General features: G+C 66.1%; 18 protein-coding genes. 2 read left to right on the top strand and 16 right to left on the bottom strand.

The genetic code is table 11. The annotated features are described in order from the left end of the window. Positions 1 to 64 precede the first annotated feature (64 nt). The 5 genes from CQ034_RS01110 to CQ034_RS01090 are packed head-to-tail and all read right to left on the bottom strand — an operon-like array spanning position 65 to position 5,280. Positions 65 to 1,273, bottom strand: coding sequence for a hypothetical protein (locus tag CQ034_RS01110; protein WP_105709645.1), 1,209 nt, complete (start codon positions 1,271 to 1,273; stop codon positions 65 to 67). Between the two features lie 49 nt (positions 1,274 to 1,322). After that, on the bottom strand, positions 1,323 to 2,309 hold the full coding sequence (locus tag CQ034_RS01105) for a Gfo/Idh/MocA family protein (protein ID WP_219860763.1): 987 nt from the start codon (positions 2,307 to 2,309) through the stop codon (positions 1,323 to 1,325). Then, positions 2,306 to 3,403, bottom strand: coding sequence for a DegT/DnrJ/EryC1/StrS aminotransferase family protein (locus CQ034_RS01100; protein WP_105709643.1), 1,098 nt, complete (start codon positions 3,401 to 3,403; stop codon positions 2,306 to 2,308). Before CQ034_RS01100 ends, CQ034_RS01105 begins: the two co-directional genes overlap by 4 nt. Then, positions 3,400 to 4,011, bottom strand: a complete 612-nt coding sequence (locus CQ034_RS01095) for an acyltransferase (RefSeq protein WP_258133919.1) — start codon at positions 4,009 to 4,011, stop codon at positions 3,400 to 3,402. Before CQ034_RS01095 ends, CQ034_RS01100 begins: the two co-directional genes overlap by 4 nt. Before the next feature lie 60 nt (positions 4,012 to 4,071). Next, complete coding sequence (locus tag CQ034_RS01090) at positions 4,072 to 5,280, bottom strand: glycosyltransferase family 4 protein (RefSeq protein WP_105709642.1); 1,209 nt, start codon at positions 5,278 to 5,280, stop codon at positions 4,072 to 4,074. A 57-nt stretch (positions 5,281 to 5,337) separates the two neighbouring features. Between CQ034_RS01090 and CQ034_RS01085 the strand changes: the two genes are divergently transcribed. Next, positions 5,338 to 6,036, top strand: coding sequence for a glycosyltransferase family 2 protein (locus CQ034_RS01085; RefSeq protein ID WP_105709641.1), 699 nt, complete (start codon positions 5,338 to 5,340; stop codon positions 6,034 to 6,036). 3 nt (positions 6,037 to 6,039) lie between these two features. Next, a complete protein-coding gene (locus CQ034_RS01080; protein WP_105709640.1) occupies positions 6,040 to 6,393 on the top strand; it encodes a DUF2304 domain-containing protein in 354 nt (117 codons plus the stop codon). Here the strand turns inward: CQ034_RS01080 and CQ034_RS01075 are convergent. The 11 genes from CQ034_RS01075 to CQ034_RS01025 all read right to left on the bottom strand — a co-directional run bounded on the left by CQ034_RS01075 (position 6,377) and on the right by CQ034_RS01025 (position 18,272). Then, positions 6,377 to 8,266 carry a DUF6541 family protein gene (locus tag CQ034_RS01075; protein ID WP_105709639.1) on the bottom strand — a complete coding sequence of 630 codons (1,890 nt, stop codon included), beginning with the start codon at positions 8,264 to 8,266 and terminating at the stop codon, positions 6,377 to 6,379. The genes CQ034_RS01080 and CQ034_RS01075 overlap by 17 nt on opposite strands. Continuing rightward, on the bottom strand, positions 8,263 to 9,000 hold the full coding sequence (locus CQ034_RS01070; RefSeq protein ID WP_105709638.1) for an ABC transporter ATP-binding protein: 738 nt from the start codon (positions 8,998 to 9,000) through the stop codon (positions 8,263 to 8,265). Before CQ034_RS01070 ends, CQ034_RS01075 begins: the two co-directional genes overlap by 4 nt. Next, a complete protein-coding gene (locus CQ034_RS01065) occupies positions 8,997 to 9,935 on the bottom strand; it encodes an ABC transporter permease (protein ID WP_258133917.1) in 939 nt (312 codons plus the stop codon). Before CQ034_RS01065 ends, CQ034_RS01070 begins: the two co-directional genes overlap by 4 nt. Before the next feature lie 115 nt (positions 9,936 to 10,050). Continuing rightward, complete coding sequence (locus CQ034_RS01060; protein WP_146114779.1) at positions 10,051 to 11,457, bottom strand: hypothetical protein; 1,407 nt, start codon at positions 11,455 to 11,457, stop codon at positions 10,051 to 10,053. Positions 11,458 to 11,498: 41 nt separating this feature from the next. Then, entirely contained in the window at positions 11,499 to 12,197 is a 699-nt protein-coding gene (locus CQ034_RS01055) for a cytidylyltransferase domain-containing protein (RefSeq protein ID WP_105709635.1), read from the bottom strand. After that, positions 12,194 to 13,237: a nucleotidyltransferase family protein gene (locus CQ034_RS01050; RefSeq protein WP_105709634.1), complete on the bottom strand. Its 1,044-nt coding sequence runs from the start codon at positions 13,235 to 13,237 to the stop codon at positions 12,194 to 12,196. Before CQ034_RS01050 ends, CQ034_RS01055 begins: the two co-directional genes overlap by 4 nt. Continuing rightward, positions 13,230 to 13,877, bottom strand: a complete 648-nt coding sequence (locus CQ034_RS01045) for a NeuD/PglB/VioB family sugar acetyltransferase (protein ID WP_105709633.1) — start codon at positions 13,875 to 13,877, stop codon at positions 13,230 to 13,232. Before CQ034_RS01045 ends, CQ034_RS01050 begins: the two co-directional genes overlap by 8 nt. Next, the gene (locus CQ034_RS01040; RefSeq protein ID WP_105709632.1) at positions 13,870 to 14,967 is read right to left on the bottom strand and encodes an N-acetylneuraminate synthase family protein; all 1,098 of its coding nucleotides are present in this window, start codon (positions 14,965 to 14,967) and stop codon (positions 13,870 to 13,872) included. Before CQ034_RS01040 ends, CQ034_RS01045 begins: the two co-directional genes overlap by 8 nt. Then, entirely contained in the window at positions 14,957 to 16,126 is a 1,170-nt protein-coding gene (gene neuC / locus CQ034_RS01035) for a UDP-N-acetylglucosamine 2-epimerase (protein ID WP_105709631.1), read from the bottom strand. The genes CQ034_RS01040 and neuC overlap by 11 nt, the downstream gene beginning before the upstream one ends. Further along, a complete protein-coding gene (locus tag CQ034_RS01030) occupies positions 16,123 to 17,220 on the bottom strand; it encodes a LegC family aminotransferase (protein ID WP_219860750.1) in 1,098 nt (365 codons plus the stop codon). Before CQ034_RS01030 ends, neuC begins: the two co-directional genes overlap by 4 nt. Positions 17,221 to 17,276: 56 nt before the next feature. Further along, positions 17,277 to 18,272 (bottom strand): GDP-mannose 4,6-dehydratase, encoded by a 996-nt coding sequence (locus tag CQ034_RS01025; RefSeq protein ID WP_105709629.1) that lies wholly within the window; start codon positions 18,270 to 18,272, stop codon positions 17,277 to 17,279. Positions 18,273 to 18,299 lie beyond the last annotated feature (27 nt).

Genomic DNA, 18,299 nt, shown 5'->3' with positions numbered 1-18,299 from the left:
AGGAAGCGGCCTGCACTAGGAGGCAGTACGCTCAGGACCTCTTTGTAGAGCTTCCAGTTCGCCTTCACGATGATGCCCCGATCTTCGGTGAATCGGCGATGGCCCCGAGGAACGAACGCCCTTCCGAATCCGAGTTGATCGCCTCTGCGACGATCGCGGAACGTCTCTTCATCCGCTCCACCTTGGGCGCGTCGAGTTCGGCGAGCGTGTCGCGGAGTGATTCCCAAGTGAACTCAGGGACGACGAGTCCGTGTCCGTACTCGCGGACGATCGGTGCCATCGTCGCGGTCTCGCCGACGACGAGCGCGAGGCGGCCTTGCGCGGCTTCGAAGAACTTGTTCGGCATCGCGAACTGGAGGTTGATTCCGGTGGGCTTGTAGAACACGACCTCGACGTCGTATGGATTGATCCTCTGCGCGATCTCACGCATGGGCGCTGGCGGGACGATCTGAATCCGATCCTTGGCCGGATGCACGGCGATCTCGTCGCGAAGCCGGGCGTGCACCACCGGGTTCGGCGTGAGCATGAATGTCATGGAGAAGATCTCCGGCAGTTCCTTCAACGCCTCGAGCAGCTCTGCGAACCCCCGCGACCAGCTGGGGAGCCCGTGGAAGAGCATTCGGATCTCGGTCGGATCCACCGGGCTGGGCTGGAGATCGGGAACGAACGGAGGCGCGTTACGTACCTGTGCCGGGACCGGGATATCGAATTCGTCCGCGTACAGCTGCCCGATGGGGGTGTTCACGACCGTCCGGCTGGTGAAGGCCGGCGAACCGATGTGGCGCCGCGTCCACCGATAGTGCGGACCGGTGATCCGTCCACCGAGGGTGCGGCGCCTGACGTCCGGGTTGTGATACTCGTGCAGGTCGAGGTGCATCCGTCCCCGTCTCGCAGCGGGCGTGAAGTCTTTTCGATCCTCTACCCATGGCGCGAATTCGGGCTCGTTGAAGACCACGAGGTCGTACTGGCCACTCCTGACCCGGCCGCTGGCTTCCTTCGGTATGCGTCGAGCGACGAGCGCGCGGAACCGCTGGCGGTGGGGAAGGAGGATGTGCGCCAGCAGGGTTCCTACTCGGGAGCGGGCGAACGCTCCCGCATCCGCCAGGGCGAAATGATCCCGCACCGACGCGGTGGGATGCGCGCCGAGGCCGATCGTGTCGACGGTCCAGCCGTCCGACACGAGCCAGTCGATCTCGCGGCGGACACGTGGATCCGACGCGATGTCGGAGTACGAGAGCACGAGTGCGGTCTGCACCGCAGGAGAGGTCGTCACGTCAGCATCCTTAATTCACACGCGGAACCCGTGCGATCCGCGGAGCGGATCACAGGGATAGCGACGCCCCGGTTCTCGCCGATTCGAGCGCCGCCTCGACGACAGCGAGCGTCCGCTGTCCCTGCTCCATCGTCACGACGTCGGTGTCCTGCCCGAGCACTGCATCACGGAAGGCCTCATGCTCGACGCGCAGCGGCTCGCGCTTGGCGAACGCGTAGCGCGTGACGTCTCCTTCGGAGACCCCGCGGAACGACGACACGGACTCCCACTCCAGGGGAATCGTACCGTTGGCGTAGAACGTGAGATCGCCGGTCGAAGTGTCGGCGACGAACGCGCCCTTCTCCCCCGTCACGACTGTGACGCGCTCCTTCATCGGGCTGAGCCAGTTGACGATGTTGTTCACGATGACGCCGGATGCGGTCCGCCCCGTGATGGTGATCATGTCCTCGTGCTCTCGCCCGCTCTTGAAGGCGGTCTGTGCGAACACGCGCTCGTAATCGCTCTGCACGACCCAGGCGGTGAGGTCGACGTCATGCGAGGCCAGGTCCTTCGCGACGCCGACATCGGCGATCCGCGAGGGGAACGGTCCCTGACGGCGGGTGACGACCTGGTAGACGGCACCGAGTTCGCCGGCCTCGATCCGTCGGCGGAGTTCCTGCACCGCCGGGTTGAAGCGCTCGATGTGTCCGACGGCGCCGACGAGACCTGCCGAGGCGAAGGCATCGACCATTCGCTGACCGGCTTCGACGCTGTGCGCGATCGGCTTCTCGACGAGGGTGTGCACACCGGCGGAGGCGAGCTTGAGCGCGGCGTCCTCGTGGAACCTTGTGGGCACCGCGACCACCGCGATGTCGATGCCCGCTTCGATCAGGGCTTCGATGTCGGGAAGGATCTCGAGATCTCCGGCCACACCGTGCGGGTCACCGCCGGGGTCGGCGATCGCGACGAGGTCGACGCCGTCGATCTCGCGCAGGACGCGGGCATGGTGTCGGCCCATCATTCCGACGCCGAGGAGCCCGGCGCGCAGCACCATCAGGCGCCGGCCTTCGCGACCGCGTTGACCGCGGCGACAATGCGCTCGAGGTCGTCCCGGCTGAGCGACGGGTGCACCGGGAGCGAGGCGACCTCGCGCGCGGCGCGCTCGGTCTCCGGGAGGTCCAGCCCCGGCGCGAAGTGCGTCAGCGAAGGCAGACGATGGTTCGGGATCGGGTAGTAGACGCCGGCCCCCACGTTGTGCTCGGACTTGAGGGCAGCGACGAAGCCGTCACGGTCCTCCGGGACGCGGACCGTGTACTGGTGGTACACGTGCACCGCACCGTCGGCGACCGGCGGCACGACGACACCCTCGAGGTTCGCGTCGAGGAACGCCGCGTTGTCCTGGCGGGTCTTCGTCCATGCGTCGACCTTGGTCAGCTGCACCCGGCCGATGGCCGCATGGATGTCCGTCATCCTGGCGTTGAAGCCGATGACCTCGTTCTCGTACTGGCGCTCCATGCCCTGGTTGCGGAGCAGCTTCACCTGACGGGCGATCTCGTCGGTCGCTGTGGTGACCATGCCGCCCTCACCGCTGGTCATGTTCTTCGTCGGATACAGGCTGAACATGGCGAACTCGCCGAACGAGCCGACGGGGCGCCCATCGAGGGAGGCGCCGTGCGCCTGGGCCGCGTCTTCGTAGAGTGCGACGCCGCGTTCAGCGGCCAGCGCCTCGAGCTCGCGCATCCGCGCGGGGTGTCCATACAGATGCACGGGCAGGATGCCCTTGGTCCTCGGCGTGATCGCCGCCGCGACGGCCTCGGGGTCGAGCGTGAACGTTTCCGGCTCGATGTCGACGAAGACCGGCGTGGCACCCGTGAGAGCGACGGAGTTGCCGGTGGCTGCGAATGTGAACGACGGCACGATGACCTCGTCGCCAGCCCCGACGCCGGCCGCCAGGAGTCCCAGGTGCAGGCCCGCGGTGCCGGAGTTCACCGCGACGGACGGACGTCCGGGCACGAAGTGCGCCGAGAACTCCTGTTCGAACGCCGCGACCTCGGGTCCCTGAGCGACCATGCCGCTGCGCAGCACGCGGTCGACGGCCTCACGCTCTTCGTCGCCGATGATGGGTTTCGCGGGGGGAATGAAATCGCTCACATTGTCTCCTTGCTCAGAGTTCCGTCAGTCTCTACGTAACGCGCGCCCGTCGACGGGCAGATCCAGATGTTCTCTTCGTCACCTGCCGTCAACGGCACGCCTGACTCGCCCACCCAGCCGAGGCGGCGCGCGGGAACACCGGCGACGAGGGCGTAGGCCGGGACGTCCTTGACGACCACGGCACCCGCGGCGACCGTGGCCCATGCGCCGACCCTGACCGGCGCGACGCAGGTGGCGCGAGCACCGATCGCCGCACCGCGTTCGATGATGACACCGACCGGCTCCCAGTCATGAGCGCTCTTGATCGTTCCGTCGGCATTGATCGCGCGAGGATAGGTGTCATTCGTGAGTACCACCGCCGGCCCGATGAAGACGCCGTCTCCGAGTCTCGCGGGTTCATAGACCAGGGCGTAGTTCTGCACCTTGCAGTTGTCGCCCATGATCACGCCAGTTCCGATGTATGCGCCACGACCGACGATGCAGTTCTCGCCCAGCTGAGCGTCCTCGCGGACCTGCGCCAGATGCCAGATCGACGAACCGGCACCGATGGTGGCAGCGGGCGATACATCGGCGGAATCAACGATCCGCACGCTGGTGGGGTGGGTCACAAAGCTCTCCTCGGGTCGACACCGCGTATGCGATGACGCGACGGTGTGCAATTCTATCGGTCAGTCTCTGGATGCCCGCTCAGCCCGAGGCCGCACCCGCTGCCGGGATGCTGCGGTCGCCTGGACCGCGTCGGACGCGCGTTCCGCGACAGAGCGTGCCGAGACGTGCCGATGCGCCCAAGCCACGAGATGAGGGACGGCGGTACCGTCGCTCCTGCGCAGGAGGCCGGTGATCGCCGCCGCATACTCCTCCGCGTCGAAGGCCGCCGATGCACCCAGTCCGTTTTCGGCCACCATCGTGCGCAGCGGCTCCGGGCCGGAGTACGCGACAGGGGTACCGACGGCCAATGCCGCATAGAGCTTCGTGGGGACGGCGAAGTCGTACCCCTGCCCGGGCCGGAGCGTCGCCAGTGCCACGCGCGCCGACCGCGTCCAGGCCGCGGCCTCTCCAGCCGGCATCGAGGAGAGGAATCGCACTTTGTCGGCGATCCCGTGAGCCTCGGCAGAGCGCTGCAGTGCGTCTTTGTCCGCTCCCTGCCCGATGAACGCCGCGCTCACCGTCGGGTCGGTGCGCATCACGATTGCGAGTGCATCGACCGCCACACCCGCGCCGTGCCATTCGCTCATGCTCCCCGCATAGACGATGTCCGGAGCGTCGTCGATGCGTGGTCCGTCAGGCGCGAAGATGTCGGTGTCGACACCATGTCCGACCGAGACCATGTCCACACCCGGTGCCAGCGCCTCAATCCGTGCTCCGACGCCGTCCGAGACAACCAAGTCGGCGGCGGCTCCGCGCAGACTGAACTTCTCAAGCCAGCGCACAACGCTGACCACCCATCCTGCGGCGCCCGTCATCTGCGCGGCGTCGGACCAGACGTCCGCCGCGTAGTAGACGTACGGTCGCCGGATCAGCCAGGTGGCAGCACGGGCGACAGCACCGGTCGTGGGCGGCGGCTCGATCACGTACGCGTCGGCACGACGGCCGAGCAGGATGCGGAAGAAGAGCGGCACATCGAAGCTCATGTACTGCAAGTAGCCGCGCACGTAACCGGCCCGATCGCGCAGGACCGGCCATCGCGAGACGGTCTCGTTCGCGTCGGCGACCTCGAGACCGCTCGGTGCCTTCGTCGTGAGGACGCGCACGTGCAGTCCCCTTCGGGCGAGTTCACGGGACAGCGCCTGCAGGCGTAGTGATGCGGCAGACGGCTCCGGCGTGTAGATGCGAGAGACGATCGTGATCCGCTGCGGACGCGGGGTTCTTCTCGGCATCCTGCCCCTGCTGCTCGATGGATGAGCGTCCGATCGGACACCTGACACAATAGAACCATGTCCTCGAGCGTCCCCGCGCCTTCCGCACCCGACCGCAGCGCCTGGGTCGTCATCCCTCTCTACAACGAGGCGAGCGTGATCGGTGGCGTCGTCGAGAGCTTGAAGCCTCATTTCGCCCATATCGTCTGCATCGACGACGGATCCAGCGACGGCTCCGCCGCGGAGGCCGCGAAAGCTGGCGCACTGCTGGTGCAGCATCCGGTCAACCTCGGTCAGGGCGCGGCGCTCCAGACCGGATTCGCGTACGCGCTCGCCCACCCCGAATGCGAATACATCGTCACGTTCGACGCCGACGGCCAGCATCGGATCGAGGACGCCATCGGGATGCTGGAGCTCGCCCGTCACGATGACGTGGCCATCGTGTTCGGCTCCCGGTTCCTCGACGACCGCACGAATCCGGGTTGGATCAAGAAGGTCATCCTCAAGACGGCGGTGTGGGTCACCAACCTCACCACGAGCCTCAAGCTCACCGACGCTCACAACGGCCTGCGCGTGATCCGACGTGATGCCGCCGAGGCCATCGATCTCCGTCAGGATCGGATGGCGCACGCCACCGAGATCGTGCTCGAGCTCGGTCGCACCCATCTCCCCTGGAAGGAGTATCCGGTGGAGCTCCTTTACACGGACTACTCGAAGGCGAAGGGCCAGAGCGTGCTCAACTCCGTCAACATCCTCGTCGACCTGGTCGTGAGGTAAGCCATGTGGATCCAGATACTTCTGATCGCAGCGATCGTGCTGCTGGCCGCGTTCATGATGCGACGCACTGGCGCAGACAGCCACCTCGCCATCCGTCGACTGCTGATGGCGCTCTTCGTCATCGTGGCCGTACTGTCGGTGCTGTTCCCGCAGTGGCTGAGCTGGCTTGCGCGCCTCGTCGGTGTCGGGCGCGGCACCGACCTCGTGCTCTACGCCCTGATCGTCATGTTCCTGGCGTTCGTGTACTCGCAGTATCGGCGCAACATCGCGCTGCAGCGGCAGCTCACACTCCTCGCGCGGAAGATCGCGCTGCTGGAGGCCTCAGAGAACGAGAAGGACGCTACTCACAACCCGTGACCTCATAAAGGACGGCATCCCCGACTCGATCCACCTCGGTGAGGATCGGGGAATCCTCAAGCCCGTGCAGTCCGTCGAATTTGGTGTAGTGGTTCTCGAACAGCACCCTGTCACCGAAGTCGAGAGCGTGGGTCACGCCGAGACGCTCGATCGCGTCGCACACGGTGGGACTCCCATCCGCCAGATAGCGGGCGAGCGTCAAGGCATCGCCACCGTACCGCCCGGTCACATGCGGGAAGACCACGGCATGATCGGTGTATGCATAAAGCAAGCCCGCGCCCGTCAACGGGTCGCCGATGACCAGGCTGTCATCCGGAATCTCATCGTCGATCTCCTCGAACAGCTCCGCCTCGTCGGGTGACAGCCCCTGCGATTCGTCGCTGAACTGGAAGCTCACACCCCGCATGTAGTTCAGGTCGTTGCGCAGCGCGAGGAGGTGGCTCGCACCGGCGACGGCGATCACGGCGACGACCGCGACCACGAGGCCCGTGCGCCCGGCCCGCCATCCCGCGATGAGCCACTCCGCGACGATCGACGCGCCGAGCGCAGCGAGGGGCAGACCCCAGATCGCGATCAGAGCGCCGACACGCGTGGTGTCGTCGTACCAGACGCCGACGAAAGCGCTGCGGATCGACTCGACCGGGAACCAGGCCGCCATGAGGAAGAAGAAGATACTCACGGCGTACGAACCGAGGACCCACCACGTCCGGTCCCGCACGACGCGCCAGATGCCGATCGCCGCCAGCGGGCCGAGCAGAAGGCCCGTCGCACGGCCGACGGGGCTGAGGAAGGCGACCTCGCCGAGTGCCTGCGCCATGGATGCGGTCGGATGCCACTCGTGGGTCGTCACGTTGCCCAGGACCCAGACGACGACCAACGCCGCGAGACCGGCGAGGACCACGGCGGACACGAAGATCCGAATCGCGACACCGCCTGCCCGCGCCGTGCCCCACGCACGCCAGAGCAGATATGGAACGAGCAGAACCGCTGCGGCGAGAAGCGCGGAAGGGTGGGCGAGGGCGACACCGCCTGCGGCGGCCAGCGCGACGAGGATGCGCAGAACTCGCCCCGACCACGAAAGTGCCGGGGCACAGGCGATGAGCGTGATGGTGAGGAGGATGGGGATGAGCACGGTCCCCAGCAGATTCGGGTACAGCACGCCCCAGTTGAGGAATCCGAGCGGGAAGACGCTGAATCCCAAGCTCACGAGCGGTGCCCAGGTGACTGCGCCAGGCCGGTTCGGAAACGCCACGGACGTGAGACTGGCGAGTGCGACCGGCCAGATCAGGGCGATGACCGCGACCGTGGTCACGTTCGTCGCCGCCACGATGCTGCCGGCGGCAGGGACGACGAGACTGACCAGCGCGTGCCAGAGCGTCGGGTAGAAGGAGGTTTCGAGATCGGGCACGACCATCGTCATGTGCAGCGGCGATGCATCTCCCGTCCGGGCGATGAACTCGACCGCGTTCAGATGGAAAAGCGCGTCGTACAGTTGCGAGGGATTATCCGGGTTTCCGATACCGACCCCGACCACGACGACCCAAGCGAGGAAGGCGACTGCCACGCCGATCCATGCGCCCCCGTGCCCCGCGACGGGAGCGACGAGGGGACGGCGATCCACCAGGCGCAAGGCGCCGGCGGCAATCCAGACGACGACCGTGACGATCGCGACGGGAGCCAGCCCCCAAGGCACGCCCAGCAGCGGCGCGATGAGAGCCGCAGCGCCGAGTACCCCGAGTGATACGCCGATCGCCGCGGCGAGTCGTACGATCCCCCTCATGCCGCGAAGGCACAGTCCGGCCGGGAGGCCCGGCACGATCAGCAGCGCCAGCGCCAGGAGCAGCGCCGGAACCTGTCCGATCCAGCCGGTCACGCGTCCACCAGGGAGATGGCACCTTCGACTTCACCGTCGTAGACGACTTCGCCCTTGTTGATCACGATGCCGCGGGTGCAGAGCTCGCGCACCATCTCCATGTCGTGGCTGACGACCACGAGGGTTTTCCCCTCGGCGATGAGCTCTTCGAACTTGAGCCGGCACTTCTCACGGAACGGAGCGTCACCGACCGAGAGGATCTCGTCGACGAGGAGCACATCGAGCTCCACGTGGATCGCGACGGAGAATGCGAGACGCATGAACATGCCCGACGAGTAGTGCTTGACCTCTTGGTCGATGAACTGCTCGATCTCGCTGAACGCGACGATCTCGTCGTATCGCGCCTCGATCTCGTGTCTCTTCATCCCGAGGATCGCGGCGTTGAGGAAGACGTTCTCGCGGCCCGACAGCTCCGGGTGGAATCCGGCTCCGACCTCGATGAGACCGGCGACGCGGCCTCGGGTCAGCACCTCTCCGTCGTCGGGCTCCATCACGCCGGAGATGAGTTTGAGAAGGGTGGACTTGCCGGATCCGTTGAAGCCGAGGATCGCGACCGACTCCCCCTCGCCGATGGTGATGTCGACGCCCTTGAGCGCTTCGAACTGACTCGTCAGCTTGCGACGCTTGATCCAGGACACCACGGTGTCCTTCAACGAGAACGCGTGGTTGAGCGTGAAGCGCTTCCTGACGCCGTCGATGATGATGCTCGGCTTGATGGTGGTCTGCTCGCTCATAGGTCTTGCGCGAACCTTCCCTCGAGGCGTCGGAAGACGAACTGACCGAACAGCAGGGTGCCCACCGCGATCAGGAATGTCCAGAGCGTGTTCCAGGCGAGGCCCGGAGGAATGTCGATCAGAGCGTTACCCGCGTAGCCGGAGGCCGTGACCATCCCCTCCGTCGCGGGACGCCAGAACGCGTAATGGAAGAGTTCCACTCCCTGCGTGATCGGGTTGAGCATGTAGAGCTCGACGATCCACTGCGGCCAGCCGAGACGGTCGACGATCGCATCCTGGACCTGGGTCCAGGCGTAGAGCACCGGTGATGCCCAGGTCGCGAGAAGTAGCAGCAGTTCGACGATGTTCTCCGCATCGCGGAAGCGCACGTTGACGGCGCCGAAGAAGAGCCCGAGGCCCAGGCTGAAAACCATCACGATGATCATGCCCGCGAAGATCGCAAGGATGGACAGAATCGACACGTGCGCGATCCAGCCCATGAGCAGGCAGACGATGAGAAGGAGGCCGACCTGCGGGAGGAAGTGCACGAACGCGACGATCACGGCCGACACGGCGAACAGTTGTCGGGGCAGGAAGACCTTGCGGACCAGAGCAGCGTTGCCGACGATAGACGATGTCGCGTTCTTGAACCCCTCGGAGAACAGGTTGATCACGACGATTCCCGAGAAGAGATACACGGCGTAGTTCGGCAGTCCCCGGTCCAGGTTCATAAAGATGCCCAGGACGACCCAAAACACCAGGAACTGGGCGGCGGGCCGCACGTAGGACCACGTCCACCCGAGCACCGAATTGCGATAGCGCGTGGTAACGCCGGTGCGCACGAGCAGGTTCAGCAGATAGCGCCAGCGCACGACATCGATCAGGCCACGGCTCTTGCCGGGGGTGTCGAAGTCAGAACGCGGGACAGCGGCGAAAAGATCTCGGGTGTCAGTCACAGGCCCACTCATTCGGCGACGGCGACGGGGGCCGCCTCGATGTCTTGTAGTTTACGACACGCAACCTGAAGGCCCGGGCAATGAGCACGCCCCTCGAGGAAGAACTCACGGACCCTCATCCGCCGATCTGCGCGAGGCGCTCATCCAACCACCGACGGTATGCATCGGCCGGCTCAGGCGTCCAGAGATCAGGATCGGGCGCACCTGCCATGATGCCGTCCGCGTCCAGCGCGCGGATCCGCTCGGCAGCCTGTTCCACGGTGAGGACCCTTGGCCCGAATGCGTCACCGATGATGCTCGCCGAGAACTCGTTCTCGCGTGCGATGACCTCGCACCCGAAGGCAGCGGCCTCGAACAACACAGTGCTCGCAACCCCGACGACCGCCCGGCACGCTGCAAGAGAGTCGTACACATCCGGATTCCGATCGATCTCCACGTTCGAGCGCGCCGCGATCCGAGGGTACCGGTCTTCGACCGCTGCGAGCTCCCCAGGGTGTGCACGGAACACGATGCTCCACTCGGGATCGACGATCTCTCGAAGATCCTCCACGAAACGATCCGTCTCCTCAGGGTTCGCACGAGACGAGATCACGAGCACGCGTCGAGGACGCAGCGACGGCGCAGAGCGCGCGAGTTCGTCGAGATGCGGCTTGCCGATCGCGGTCTTCTTCGCGGGAAGGTTCACACCATTCGACCAGAACGTACCGAACGTGAGCAGCTCATCGGGCAAGGCCCGCCGGAGAGCGGGGTCTTGGAACGCTCGACCATAGTTATACGCGGCGTGCGAAGGACCGATCCAACCATGCTGCGGTTCGGCGACGTAGGCGCCGGCGTCTTTGAACACCCCGACCGTCTCGGCGTTGTATGTATAGGCCGCGGTGTCCATGAGCACGAGCCGGGGTCGCACGCGCTGTACCACCCGACGCAGCGCGGCAATCTCGTAGGGTCGGTGGACCTCGGTGCGGAGCACCCGCTTGCGAAGCGGACCGAGCTGCGCTGACGGCACACCGAGCTGCTCGGCGAAGAAGGCGAGCAGCCGATCGATCGCGGCGATCGTCTCGGGCGGGACGACGCCACCGCGCGCCCAGAGACGCGCGCGTGCCGTGATCCCCTCGGTGCTGAGCGTCGGGCGAAAGGACGGTGCGCCGAGAGGACCCGGAAGCGGGCGTCGTTGGATCACCAGCGGATCATTCGTCTGCTCCGCGAAGGTGTCGACGAGCCAGTTGCGAGCGCCTCCTGCGCGCGATGCGAGTGTTCCCCCTCCGACGAAGAAGAGGACGTCGTGTCGACGGGCCCGCTGCGTCGCATCCCATCGGTTCGGGAGAAAGGCCTTTGCGAGACGCTCAAGCTCGCCGCGCCGTGTCCAGCTGTCAGTCGCGACGGCGACGCTTCCGGTGCTCTCCTCCGACAGCATCCAGGCCATCTGCATCCGCACCTGCGCCCAGAACGGCACCGTCGATCCCGGGAGCACCTCGAACAGTTCCTTCGGCGCGGCATCCTCGAGATCGATGATCCTCTGCATCGCCGACGTCCTCCGGAGCGAGGCTCCGTTCTCAGCTTCGCTCACAGATCCCCCCGCTTCTCCATGAGCCACTCGACGATCTGGAAATCGAACTCGCTGTCGACGTCGATCGAACGCTCCGACGGCATCTCGTAGAGGATCGTCGATGGGAAGAAGACGACCTGATCGTGGAGCAGCGACGTGCGGCGCCAGACGTAGATCGAGCCGTTCATATCAAAGCTCCGCGGCGCATCCTGCCGCCGCAGCACAGCGTCGTCGGGCGTCTTGCTCACGGCGACCGTGCCGTCGGGTCGCTCCTCGACCAGGTTGAAGTACGGGTTGCGGCGCGCCTCGGATCCGGTGATGAGCGACTCGACGTCCGCATCCTCGAACATCCGCACCGCCGCGCGGATGTCATCGATCGTGCGCAACGGACTCGTAGCATCGAGGTCGACGCAGACGTCGTACTGCTGACCGGTGCGCTCCTCCGTCGAACGCACCGCATGAGCGATCGCCGGGACCTTGCCCGCCGTGTCCGTCGCCATTTCCGCCGGTCGACGAACCACCCCGGTCGCTCCGAAGCTCGGCGCGAGTGCGAGGATCTCCTCCGAGTCGCTCGAGACGACGATCTCGTCGAACAGTCCGGAAGCCGCAGCCTGGGCGACTGAGTGTCCGAACATCGGACGCTTGGCCACGACGCGTAGATTCTTCCCGGGGACCCCCTTCGAGCCCGCTCGGACCGTGATCGTGCAGATTCTCATCGTCCTGTCCGTTCCCACGCCTGTCGTGCGCGATCGAGGTCCTCCGGGCGCCCCACGTCGATCCACTCCTCGTGGATCTCGAAGGCGCCGACTCGTCGTCCGTCGTCCATGAGCCGTGCGAGAAGCGTCGGCATGTCGCAGTATTCGTCCGTGCCGAGCGCGTCAAGGGCGGCAGGTTCGAGTACGTAGATCCCCGCGCTCACCAGCTCGCTGTGATAGGGCTTCTCGGCGAGGGCCACGACGTCGTCTCCCTCACGTCTGATCACGCCGAAGGGGATCTCGAAGCCGTACTCGCGCGCGCCGATCGTCGCGGCCGCCCCCACACCCTGGTGGAAGGTGAGCATCCGGCGCAGATCGACCTGGGTGAGCAGATCGGAGTTCATCACGACGAAAGGCACATCGATCTCATTGCGCAGCTGCGCGAGAGCTCCGGCCGTTCCCAGAGGGGCGGGCTCATGCAGATACGTGATCTCGAGGTCCCGCGAATGGCCGTCGCCCAGGTGATCCTCGATGAGGTGCCCGAGGTGATTCACCGATACATGGATCCGGCGGAAGCCCTGATCGTGCAGACGTCCGAGGATGATGTCGATCATGGGCACGTCGCCGAGCGGAACGAGCGGCTTGGGGATGTCCTTCGTGATCGGGTACAGGCGCTGTCCCCGCCCTCCCGCCATCAGCACGACGGGCGTCACCAGTGGCGTGGCGATGTGCTGGTGGTCGCCCACCACGTCGACCATCCGACCATCGTCGACCACGGCCACGACTCGGATTCCGCGCCGGACCTTGAGTTCTTCCACGACCTGCTGGCTCGCCTCGGGAGGAACGGTGGCAGGATCGCGGTTCATGACCGTACGGACGCTGTCTTCGAGAGCGCGCCCGGAGAGCAGCCCGCGGCGGATGTCGCCGTCACTCACGGCGCCGACGAGCCTGCCGTCGGCATCCTCGACGAAGACGACCTGCAGCCCGCCCCGATCGAGCTGCATGAGTGCTGTGCGAATGGTCGTCTCCGGTGCGACGACGAGTACGTCTCTGTCAAGCATCGTTGCGCATCCTCTTGTCTTCGATGGGCCGCGCCGGCACGCCTACCACCGTCGTTTGCGCCGGGACGTCTGTGATCACCACTGCGCCTGCGCCCACGACACCTCCCGAACCTACAGTCACCCCTTGGACGATCCGCGAGCCCAGACCGATGTGAGCGCCCTCACCGATCGTCACATCTCCCGCGAGGACCGCGCCGGGAGCGATGTGCGCGTGTGCACCGACGACGGAGTCGTGCTCGACGATGGCTCCGGAGTTGATCAGCGCCCCCTCGCCGATGCGCGCCCCCGCGTTCACGATCGAACCCGCCAACACCTGCACGCCGGGGGGCAGCACGACGGAGGGATCCACGAATGCACGGGGGTGCACGACGGTCGCGATGGTGAAACCCCGCGAGACGGCATCGATGTGGAGTGTGCGGCGCAGCGCGGTCGACGATGTCGACCCCAGCGCGACAACGATCGCCACGTCCTCCGGATCGAAGGCATCGAGCACGTCGTCCCCGCCGAGATGTTCGATCCCGAGGAGGCGATCGGACGCGACGGGTGCCAGGTACCCGCGCACTCGATCTCCCGAAAGTGCGAGAGCGGCGAGAACCGAGCGCGCATGCCCTCCCGCGCCGAGGAGCACGATGTCAGTCATCGATGAGCTCGCCGCGACGGTAGGCGCGTGTCGCCGGCTCGCCGACGATCTCCCAATAGTCGAACGATGTTCGTCCAGAAGCGGGGCGGAAGCAGGCGATGGCGGCTTCTGTGACCGTCTCGCCCTCGGCGATGTCTGCAGCCGCCACGAGGCTGCGACGCACGACCGCACGGTTGCCCTCCTCGACCGGCTGGCAACGCTTCTCGGCGGATCCCAGCATCGCGGGAACACGACGAAGGTCGGACACGTACGCTCGCAACCCGTCGGGATCGAGGGAGGCGGCGTGGTCGGGTCCGTCGGCGTGGACGTCGAAGGTGAAGTGCTTCTCCACGACGGCCGCCCCCAGACCGACGGCGATCACCGAGGCCAAGGAACCGAGCGAGTGGTCCGAATACCCGACACGATGCCCGAAGATCGAGGCGATCGTCTGCATGGCCCGCAGGTTCAGGTGCTCGTCCGCCGCCGGGTACTCGGTCGTGCAATGCAGGATGGTGACGTGCTCCGCGAAGTCCACGTGTTCACTGCGCCGCTGCCACGCCTCTTCGAGGATCTCCTCGGTGAGGCGGGTGGACGGCGAGACCAGTCCGTTCGCCTGCGCGACGCCTGCGGCGATGAAGCGCAGAGCACGCGCGATCTCCGGCACCTCCGCCATCCCCGTGGAAAGGATGACCGGCAGGCCCGTGCGGCCGGCAGCGACCAGAAGAGGCGCGAAGGTCAAATCGCCGGAAGCGATCTTCACCATCGGAATCCCCAATTCGGCGACCAGGAACTCGAGTCCCGGCACGTCGAAGGCCGTGGACAGGAACTGGATGCCCTGGGCGTCGCAACGATCGCGAAGCGCGCGGAACTCCTCATGGCTCAGTTCGAGCTGGCGGAGCAGGTCGCGCTGAGAACGGGCATCATCGTCCGACGTGCGCTGGTAGTCAGCGAGCGCCGCGCTCTCCAGCGCGAGGCTGTCAGCGGAGAACGTCTGGAACTTCACCGCATTCGCACCAGCCGACGCCGCGACGTCGACCAATTCCATGGCAGTCGTCAGAGAGCCGTTGTGGTTCACGCCTGCTTCGGCGATGACGAAGACATCATCGTTCATGGCGGGTGTTCTCCTCGAGGTCGTGGAACTTCTTGCGGGGCGGGCGGGGAATCACGGCGTCCCGGAGGGACTGAGCCGTGCGCGAGGCGAAACCCGGGGTACCGAAGATCGCCACCCGGTCGTTCGGTGCCGGGGCGTGGAGCGCCTCGCGCACGGCGTCGGCGATCGCACCTCGCTCCGGATGCGGGACGACCACGCTCCGGGCGAGCGGCCGTCCCTTCTGCCGATCTCCGATGAGGACAGAAGGAACGCCGAGCACCGGCGCCTCAAGTACCGTGCTCGAAGAGTTTCCAACCACCAAGGCGGAGGCCGACATCGTACTGAGGTAGCCGACCTGGCCGAAGGACTCGACGAAATCGACACGGTCAGGGTGCGATGCCACGAACTCTTCGATGCGTCGCCGCACGTCGGCCGTGCCGATGTCCGAATTCGACCCGGTGATCACGACGTGGAGGCCGTCGACGGCGAGAAGCCCTGCGAGCAGCTCGTCGAGGAGTGCTTCGGGTGCGGCGACATCCATCACGGCGGGATGGAACGTGACCAGCGCCGTCGGCTCGGGGAGACGGATGCCGAAGCGGGACTCGACGTCGGCACGTGGAAGCAGCTCGATCGCGTTCAGAGCGTCGACGATTGGTGCCCCGTGGAAGGACACGCGGTCCGGGTCCTCACCGAGCTGGATCACGCGGCGTCGGTGATCTTCGGTCGACGTGAAGTGGAGATACGCCATCTTGGTGATGGAATGCCTCAGCGCATCGTCCATCGCGCCTTCCGTCAGCTCCCCGCCGTGGATGTGGGCGACGGGGACGGAAAGGATCGTGGCCGCGGTCGTCGCGGCGAATGCTTCGAGCCGGTCCCCCAGGACGACGAGTACATCCGGGTCGAGGGTCGCGAGCGCCTCGGCGAAGATCGGGAGCGCCGCACCGACGTCGGCTGCGACGCCGAGCGCACTGTCCGTCGCCGACCAGATCGGCACCGAGGCGGTGACGCGGAATCCATCCGCCACGATCTCGGTCTCGGTGCGTCCGAACGCATCGAGCAGATGCGTCCCGGTCGCGATGATCTGGAGTTCGAGGTCGGGGTCGGCATCGATCGCCCGCAGCAGACCCCGGAGAAGGCCGTAGTCGGCGCGAGTGCCGGTGAGGACCGCTATACGTCTCATGCCACCGCCAGCGCCGGCGAGCTGGGAATGCAGATCACGCTGTCATGGAGTGCCTCCGCCACGGGCGTTCGCGCGTGCGGGAGATTCCTATAGGGGGTCTGCAGATGCAGGAGGTTCCAGAACGGACGGCATTGGAGCCCGGCATCGTTCGTGGCCTCGAGCAGAGCGTCACGGCGTTCCCTTCCGCCGCGTGTGCGGACCGCGCACAACCAGTAGTTGCTCTGGGTTCCGGTCGGCTCCGCAAGGAACACCGCGTCGTCGAAGCTCTCGAAGGCCTGTCGATACCGCTCGGCGAGACGACGCTTCGCGACGAGGAAGTCCGGGAGGCGCTCCAGCTGCGCGAGCCCCAGCGCGGCGTTCAGGTTGGGCATGCGGAAGTTGTAGGCGATCTCGTCGTGCTCGAATTCCCAGCGGTGCACCTGCTTCGCCGTCGTCGTCAGATGGCGTGCACGACGGGCGATCTCCTCGTCATCCGTGAGGATCATCCCCCCGCCCCCGGTCGTGATGATCTTGTTGCCGTTGAAGCTGAGGATGCCCATGGTGCCGAATGTGCCGGTGTGTCGCGAGCCGACGCGGCTGCCCAACGACTCTGCCGCGTCCTCGACCACAGGCACGCCGTAGGAGTCGGCCAGCTCGACGAGTTCGACGATCTGCATCGGGTGACCCAGTGTGTGCATCGGCACGATCGCGCCGATGCGCCGACCCGTCGCGGAATTCACCAGGCCGTCCGGCGTCGAGCGCGAGTCGCGAAGCACCTGGCGCACGGCTTCGACAGACATGCCCAGACTCTGCTCGTCGCTGTCGACGAAGTAAGGTTGCGCCCCCGCGTGCGAAACGGCGTTCGCGGTCGCGATGAACGACAGCGTGGGCACGATCACATCGTCTCCCGCCGCGACTCCGGCCAGTTCGAGCGCGACCTGGAGGGCAGACGTGCCGTTCGACACGGCGATCCCGTATCCCGCTCCGGTGAACTCGGCGATGCCCCGCTCGAAGTCGCCGACGAAACTGCCCACGCTGGAGACGAAAGTCGAGTCGAGACACTCATACACCTTCTGCTTCTCCGCAGCGGTGATGTCCGGGATATGAAGTCCCACGAAAGGCTCGTCGCCAACCACCCCGCGGATGGTGCGGACGAAGTCCGGTGCGCTGGTCATACGGTGTACGAGTCGGTGCGATACCTGGCGAGGTTCGCTGGATCGGTGAACCACTCCGCGGTGATCCGCAGCCCCTCGCGGAACCCGTCGATGCCTTCGTGTCGCGGGCGCCATCCGAGGAGCTCCCGCGCCTTCGTGTTGTCCGAGAACAGCCGTTCCACCTCCGAGTTCGCGGGGCGGAACCGAGCCGGGTCTTCGGTCGCCGTCGCGTCGATCCCCATCACGTCGGCGATGAGGTCGAACGTCTCGCCGATCGACACCTCGAAGCCTGCACCGAGGTTGATGACCTCGCCGACGCCGGCCGTGCTCGTCAGCGCCGTCGTGAACCCGGAGACTGTGTCGGGCACGAACGTGAAGTCGCGTGTGGGGGTAACGGCGCCGAGCTGGATCTCCCGCTTACCGGCCGCGAGCTGACTGATGATCGTCGGGATCACCGCGCGTGCGGACTGCCGGGGTCCGAAGGTGTTGAAGGGGCGGATCGTCGTCGTCGGCAGACCGAACGACGCATAGTACGAGTTCACCATCTGATCCGCGGCGATCTTCGATGCCGAATAGGGCGACTGCCCCTGAAGCGGATGCCCCTCGTCCATCGGCACATAACGGGCAGTCCCGTAGACCTCACTCGTCGACGTGTGGACGAACCGGCTGACCTCCGCCGCCCTGGCGGCGTTGAGGAGATTGAGCGTGCCCTGGATGTTCGTCTGCACATACAAGTCGGGGGCGGCGTAGGAATAGGGAATCGCAATCAGTGCCGCGAGATGCAGCACGGCGTCCCGGTCCCGCACCGCCGACATCATGAGCGCCGGGTCACGCACGTCGCCGGGGAGAAACTCGATCTGCGACGCGACTTCCGGGTCCACGCCGTCGAGCCATCCACGCGAGTCGAACGAGTTGTAGAGCACGAGCGCTCGGACGTCATGGCCATCTCTGACGAGCTGCTCCGCGAGGTGCGATCCGATGAATCCGTCAGCTCCTGTGAGCAGTACCTTCATGCAGCCAGTCTATCCGAGCACTCCCCT

The sequence above is a fragment of the Microbacterium sp. MYb45 genome (assembly GCF_002979655.1).
Lineage (GTDB): Bacteria > Actinomycetota > Actinomycetes > Actinomycetales > Microbacteriaceae > Microbacterium.
This window is presented reverse-complemented; position numbering and strand designations above follow the sequence as displayed.

What these genes read in the sequence shown, in the direction of transcription:
- CQ034_RS01090 (WP_105709642.1), bottom strand. Translation starts at nt 5,280, where the DNA reads ATGCCGAGAAGAACCCCGCGTCCGCAGCGGATCACGATCGTCTCTCGC.
- CQ034_RS01085 (WP_105709641.1), top strand. Translation starts at nt 5,338, where the DNA reads ATGTCCTCGAGCGTCCCCGCGCCTTCCGCACCCGACCGCAGCGCCTGG.
- CQ034_RS01080 (WP_105709640.1), top strand. Translation starts at nt 6,040, where the DNA reads ATGTGGATCCAGATACTTCTGATCGCAGCGATCGTGCTGCTGGCCGCG.
- CQ034_RS01070 (WP_105709638.1), bottom strand. Translation starts at nt 9,000, where the DNA reads ATGAGCGAGCAGACCACCATCAAGCCGAGCATCATCATCGACGGCGTC.
- CQ034_RS01060 (WP_146114779.1), bottom strand. Translation starts at nt 11,457, where the DNA reads ATGCAGAGGATCATCGATCTCGAGGATGCCGCGCCGAAGGAACTGTTC.
- CQ034_RS01055 (WP_105709635.1), bottom strand. Translation starts at nt 12,197, where the DNA reads ATGAGAATCTGCACGATCACGGTCCGAGCGGGCTCGAAGGGGGTCCCC.
- CQ034_RS01050 (WP_105709634.1), bottom strand. Translation starts at nt 13,237, where the DNA reads ATGCTTGACAGAGACGTACTCGTCGTCGCACCGGAGACGACCATTCGC.
- CQ034_RS01045 (WP_105709633.1), bottom strand. Translation starts at nt 13,877, where the DNA reads ATGACTGACATCGTGCTCCTCGGCGCGGGAGGGCATGCGCGCTCGGTT.
- CQ034_RS01040 (WP_105709632.1), bottom strand. Translation starts at nt 14,967, where the DNA reads ATGAACGATGATGTCTTCGTCATCGCCGAAGCAGGCGTGAACCACAAC.
- neuC (WP_105709631.1), bottom strand. Translation starts at nt 16,126, where the DNA reads ATGAGACGTATAGCGGTCCTCACCGGCACTCGCGCCGACTACGGCCTT.
- CQ034_RS01025 (WP_105709629.1), bottom strand. Translation starts at nt 18,272, where the DNA reads ATGAAGGTACTGCTCACAGGAGCTGACGGATTCATCGGATCGCACCTC.